Source organism: Pseudomaricurvus sp., assembly GCF_965662505.1.
In the GTDB taxonomy this organism is placed as follows: Bacteria; Pseudomonadota; Gammaproteobacteria; order Pseudomonadales; family Cellvibrionaceae; genus Pseudomaricurvus.
On sequence record NZ_CBFIHX010000165.1, the window covers coordinates 268 to 6120 of the forward strand.

Here is a 5853-nt window from a genome sequence, read left to right on the forward strand (position 1 = left end):
CTTTCTTTGACTACTTTAAGGTCTCCGCATGACTACACCCCAATTAGAGTGGATGAACTTTGAGCGGCAACACGACTACGGCTTTAATCTAGGCGGTGTAATCGTTAACTTGAAAGGCCCCGCACCTGACGATCCGATAAACGGCTTTACCATTAGCGACACAGACTTTTCAAACGCTATCACACTTAGTCAACAAGAAGCACATGGGCCTATAAATTTATTTGATATATCCTGGCCCTGCGAAATACAAACGCCCAATAGCATAGAAATACAAGGAAGTGTTTTAGCGACCTTTAAGTTATTTCATTCATTGGAGTTTGGTCTTCCGACACAGGGAAAAATCCGTAATCAGGAAGACCTACAACTGGCCATCATAAATTTAGGCAAACTTTGCTTTGAAGATGAAAAGGACTGTACGACGTTTTACCCCCAATCAACCAGCGATCTTGAATCCCATTCTGTCAATGGGAGACTCTGGCATGAAGCCCTAACCGGCTATTTAGGTGGCACCATGCATCATGATCTCTATACCCGGCTAAACGATGACTTGACGCTGGCCATCTATATCAACCTCACCACCTTCTGGGGCAATCAAAAACTTCCTGATCCCGAACACAAGCGTCTGGTGTTTGAATCGATTCTCGATTTTCTGAGTCACATTCAAATCCTGCAGCCGGAGGATGTCGATCCGGACAACCCTCCGATACTGGGACTGCACTCGCCATTTCGGGAAGAAAAACCCATTGAGGTTAGTGATGTGGAGGACATTGGCTGGTAAACAAAAGCGGCCTTGCGATGATTATCCCGCAAGGCCGTTTCTTTTAAGTCGCAGTTAAAACAACGGTCAAAAGATCAGATATCAAATCGATCCTGTGTCATCACCTGGGTCCAGGCTTTCACAAAGTCGTCGATAAAGACCTTCTCACCACCTTCTGCTGCATAGGCTTCTGAAAGAGCCCTAAGCTCTGAATTGGAACCGAACACCAAGTCCACAGACGTTGCAGTCCACTTTAGTTTTCCAGACTTTCGATCACGCCCTTCGTACAAACCTTCGGTTTTAGCTGGCTTCCATTCTGTCGACATATCGAGCAGGTTAACGAAGAAGTCGTTGCTGAGCTGTCCTGGGGTTTTGGTCAGTACGCCGTGTTTGCTGCCATCGGTATTGGCGCCGAGCGTCCGCATACCTCCAATCAACGCCGTCATTTCCGGAGCGGTAAGCGCCAGCAAGTCCGCCTTCTCTACCATCATTTCCTTGGGCGGATAGTAGGCGCCGTCAGAATAGTAGTTTCGGAAGGCATCGGCTTTGGGCTCCAGAACGTCAAAGGCTTCGGCATCTGTCATTTCAGCATAAGCATCGCCTCGTCCTGATGTGAACGGCACAGTAACTTTATGACCGGCATCCTTTGCGGCCTGTTCAATCGCTGCCGCACCACCGAGGACGATCATGTCAGCCATTGAAACTTTGCTGTTGGAACCTTTGCGAATGTCATTCAACTTGTTCAGAACTTTGGTTAATTCCTCCGGGTTATTCACCGGCCAGTCTTTTTGCGGCGCAAGACGAATACGGGCACCGTTGGCTCCGCCGCGCATGTCCGAATAACGATAGGTGGAGGCCGAAGCCCAAGCGGTACGAACCAACTCCGGCACCGTGAGACCGGACTTGAGTATTCTCGATTTAAGCTTACTGACCTCTTCATCACTGAGTGGCTCACCTTTGGGCACCGGATCCTGCCAGATAAAGGTTTCTTTGGGCGCTTCGCTGCCGACATAGCGAGTGCTTGGCCCCAAATCACGATGCGTCAGTTTGAACCAGGCCTTGGCAAAAGCCTTGTCAAATTCTTTGGGATTTTTCCAGAAGCGTTCGGCGATTTTTCGGAACTCTGGATCTTCTTTCAGCGCCAGATCCGTGGTCAACATAATTGGCGGATTGCGCTTACCTTTAACATGGGCATCGGGCACGCTCTTCATCATGGACTCGTCGGTGGGAATCCACACCGTTCCGCCACCGGGGGATTCATGCTTTTTCCAATCAAACCGAAACAGGTTGTCGAGATAGAGGATCGACCAAGCAGTGGGCGTCTGTGTCCAGGCACCTTCAAGACCGCTGGTCATGGTGTCTTCCGAGTGCCCTTTACCGCATTTGTTTTTCCACCCCAGCCCTTGCTGCTCTGTCGGGGCTGCAGCAGGTTCGGGGCCTACACAATCTGGCTTACTGCCGCCGTGGACTTTCCCAAGAGTGTGCCCGCCAGCGATTAATGCAACGGTTTCTTCGTCGTTCATCGCCATGCGGGAAAACGACTTGCGTATGTCTTCGGCGGCCATCACCGGATCCAGATTGCCGTTGCGACCTTCCGGGTTTACGTAGATGAGTCCCATGTGCAACGCGGCTATGGGTTTTTCCAGATTACCGTCTTTATCGAAGCGCTTGTCATTACCCATCATTTTGGATTCGGGTCCCCAGTAGACCATATCGGCCTCCCAGTCATCGACACGTCCACCCGCGAAACCCAGAGTTTCGAACCCCATGGACTCCAATGAGACATTGCCTGCCAAAATAATCAGGTCAGCCCAGGAAACGTTGCGTCCGTATTTCTGTTTTACGGGCCACAACAGACGACGCGCCTTGTCGAGACTGACGTTGTCAGGCCAACTGCCCAGCGGCTCAAAGCGTTGCTGGGCTCCTTCTGCACCGCCGCGGCCATCGTGAATGCGATAAGTACCGGCACTGTGCCAGGCCATGCGGATCATCAGTCCACCGTAGTGCCCCCAATCTGCGGGCCACCAGTCCTGTGAGGTGGTTAATACTTTCTCGATATCCGCTTTCAGTGCTTTTATATCGACGCTTGCAAAAGCTTCTGCGTAATCGAAGTCATCACCGTATGGGCTGGAGCGTTCATCGTTGTCACGCAACGGCCCTAAATCCAATTGATTTGGCCACCAAAAATTGTTGGGTTTGGCCTTGCCGCTGAACATGTTTTCCGCTTGCGAGGGAGAAGAAACTGCAATTGCGATTGCAGCCACCAGAGGTAAGGTTCGTTTGATCATTATTATTCTCCTTCAGCTCAATGGGAGGATCCCGTTGAACGACTTATTAACTCTAAACACGATAGATATATAGGTCATGAAGGAGTAGAAGTCATCATAGAAAACTTTTATCGCTGACATGGCAGATGACTATGAATTTCCAATTAATCTAACCAGAACCTCAGAAACTTCGTTTTCTTCTTACAGGTTTTCCGTCCAGCTTCCGGAGCATAATCCGCCTCAAAATGTACACACATCAGAAAAATCTTTCACATAGATCATTCTACCAACATCGGTTTTTTGAGAGGAATCAATATATGCCAGACAGAGCAACAACGACACTGAAGTTGTGCCGTTCTGAACGGATGGTTGACTCTTTACCTTATGCCTCGCACGGAAAGTGCTGCTTCAACACAGCTTCCATGATCTCTTCGGCAGTGATGTTAGCTTCTTCACCGACAGTCACCACTTTATCTGCGAAGGCACGAAAGGACTCTTCGGCAGGAATACAATAAACATGCCCCTGAGCATTAATCTGAGTAGTCTCACCCAATCGAGTGCGCACTGCGCGCTGGAAAAAATCGGATGAATCTTGTTGGCTGGATTGCTCGCCGAAAGTTGTTTGCTCAGCTCCGGCAATATAGCCCTGGATATAAGCAACACATTGCACGTCATTCCCGCCGTCCAGTAACCGCTGACAGGCACGGGTCAGATCATCGGCGGTCATCGCGTCCAAAGCACTGGCAATATTCGCCAGCAGCAACAACCCCGTAACAGCTGCCCACCGTAGTTTGCACACCATGCTGTTTCCCTCTTCGTAGTTATTGTTGGTAGTTATTATTGGTTGTTATCATTATTTCCTCAGTACATCCGGACAGCTTACTCTATAAACGAACAAGACGTAAAAACGATCAAATCAAAACAAGCCATTGCGAGCAAAAACTAAAAACGGCAAGCGCACAAACTGACTGCGTCATCTTCCGAAAATACCACAATGAACCTAAATGGGCACAGCGTCACGAATCAATTCCAGGGAATGACGCCTCTTTTCCGGATAAAACATATCCGACACTACCATAATTTCATCCGCCTGAGTCCTCTCGAGCAACTGCTCAATACCAGCGGCTACGGTGTCCTGACTGCCCACAACGCTGCACTCCAGCATTTGAGAGGCCTGCGCCCTCTCCATCGGGCTCCAGTAGTCATCGATATTGTCGATGGGCGGTAACATCAGGTTGCGCTGTCCTCTCACCAGATTGGCAAACGACATCTGCTGAGAAGTGTGCAGCCAGCGAGCCTCTTCATCGGTATCGGCGGCAATCACATTGGCTCCGATCAGCACATAGGGTTCCGACAACTGCGCCGAAGGTTTGAACAACTCACGATATATACGAATCGCATCATCCAGTGCCTGAGGCGCAAAGTGTGAGGCGAAACCATAGGGCAAACCGAGCTCTGCAGCCAATTGCGCCCCAAACAGGCTGGAACCGAGAATCCACAGCGGCACCTGGGTATTCGATCCCGGTACTGCTTCAATTTTCTGACCCGGCTGAACAGGCCCCAGATATCCCTGCAATTCGAGCACGTCCTGAGGAAAGTGGTCGGCGCTGGCGGGGTTGCGCCGCAATGCTCGCAGAGTCATAGGATCTGTACCCGGAGCACGCCCCAAACCCAGCTCAATACGATCGGGGTATAGCGTCGCCAGCGTGCCAAATTGTTCAGCGATAACATAGGGGGCGTGATTGGGCAGCATCACTCCACCGGCACCGACTCTGATGGTATTGGTGGCCGCGGCGATGTGCTGGATTACCAGTGACGTGGCCGCGGTAGTGACGGCGGCCATATTATGATGTTCGGCGACCCAAAAGCGCTGATAGCCCAGCTTTTCAGCGTGCAAGGCCAGATCGCGTGCTTCGTTAAGGGCCGCGCGGCGATCGGAACCCTCCCGCACCCGCCCCAACTCGAGAATGGATAATTGAGTCATACAGCTCCCACAATGGTGTTTAGTGACTAAAGTAAATGTATAAAGGTTAACCTGTATGCATTCTCCCACCCAAGCACATAAAGACCAAATCTACTGACCGGCTGACGGAAAGGCCGCCTACTGAGCCTTGGACTCCCCCTCCATTCCGTTTATATTGTCCTGACACTAAAAGCATTAGGACAATCTCATGCCAGGCACCGAACACACCCTTACCCTGCGATTTCTAGCAGAACCCAGCGACGTCAATTTCGGTGGCAAGGTTCACGGCGGGGCCGCCATGAAATGGATTGACCTGGCCGCATACGGCTGCGCTGCTGCCTGGAGTGGGCAATACTGCATCACGGCGTATGTGGGCGGAATGCGCTTTGTGCGACCAATTCTGGTCGGGAATATGGTCGAGGTGGAGGCTCAGGTAATTTACACCGGCCGTACATCAATGCATCTGGGCATAGAAGTGAGAGCTGGCGACCCTACTTCCGCAGAAAAGCATCTGACCACCCACTGTGTGGCAATCATGGTTGCGGTGGATGACGAAGGCATGCCCAGCCCGATACCCGAATGGAAACCCACCACCGAAAAAGGCATTGAAATGCGAGACTCGGCGATTCGGTTAATGCATATGCGTGAGAAGATCACCAAAGAAATGAGCGCACACCTGACGTAACTGCGTTCAGCAAGGGTCGGTGCAGAACCAGGCGCAGGTGTTGGGGCAGAATAGTGAGTAGCTGTCGTTACGGTACCCTTTGACTCACTCTGAAGTGAGCACAGCTGCAAGCGGGTAAGATCAACTAACGCCCACCCGGTATCTCGCTCTGGCTATGGATTACCGAGTTATTCTGAGGCTT

The 5853-nt window shown here is 51.1% G+C and carries 5 protein-coding genes; 2 read left to right on the forward strand and 3 right to left on the reverse strand.

The window, feature by feature from the left end; all coding sequences use genetic code 11:
- Nucleotides 1–28: 28 nt before the first annotated feature.
- A complete protein-coding gene (locus ACTG33_RS15660; RefSeq protein ID WP_439136159.1) occupies nucleotides 29–778 on the forward strand; it encodes a hypothetical protein in 750 nt (249 codons plus the stop codon).
- Between the two features lie 74 nt (nucleotides 779–852).
- Here the strand turns inward: ACTG33_RS15660 and katG are convergent, their stop codons facing one another.
- The 3 genes from katG to ACTG33_RS15675 form a co-directional block, all read right to left on the reverse strand.
- Entirely contained in the window at nucleotides 853–3045 is a 2193-nt protein-coding gene (gene katG / locus ACTG33_RS15665) for a catalase/peroxidase HPI (RefSeq protein WP_439136160.1), read from the reverse strand.
- A gap of 361 nt (nucleotides 3046–3406) precedes the next feature.
- Nucleotides 3407–3826: a Rap1a/Tai family immunity protein gene (locus ACTG33_RS15670; protein ID WP_439136161.1), complete on the reverse strand. Its 420-nt coding sequence runs from the start codon at nucleotides 3824–3826 to the stop codon at nucleotides 3407–3409.
- Between the two features lie 198 nt (nucleotides 3827–4024).
- Complete coding sequence (locus tag ACTG33_RS15675; protein WP_439136162.1) at nucleotides 4025–5008, reverse strand: LLM class flavin-dependent oxidoreductase; 984 nt, start codon at nucleotides 5006–5008, stop codon at nucleotides 4025–4027.
- Nucleotides 5009–5195: 187 nt separating this feature from the next.
- Between ACTG33_RS15675 and ACTG33_RS15680 the strand changes: the two genes are divergently transcribed.
- A complete protein-coding gene (locus ACTG33_RS15680; RefSeq protein WP_439136163.1) occupies nucleotides 5196–5672 on the forward strand; it encodes an acyl-CoA thioesterase in 477 nt (158 codons plus the stop codon).
- Nucleotides 5673–5853: the final 181 nt, after the last annotated feature.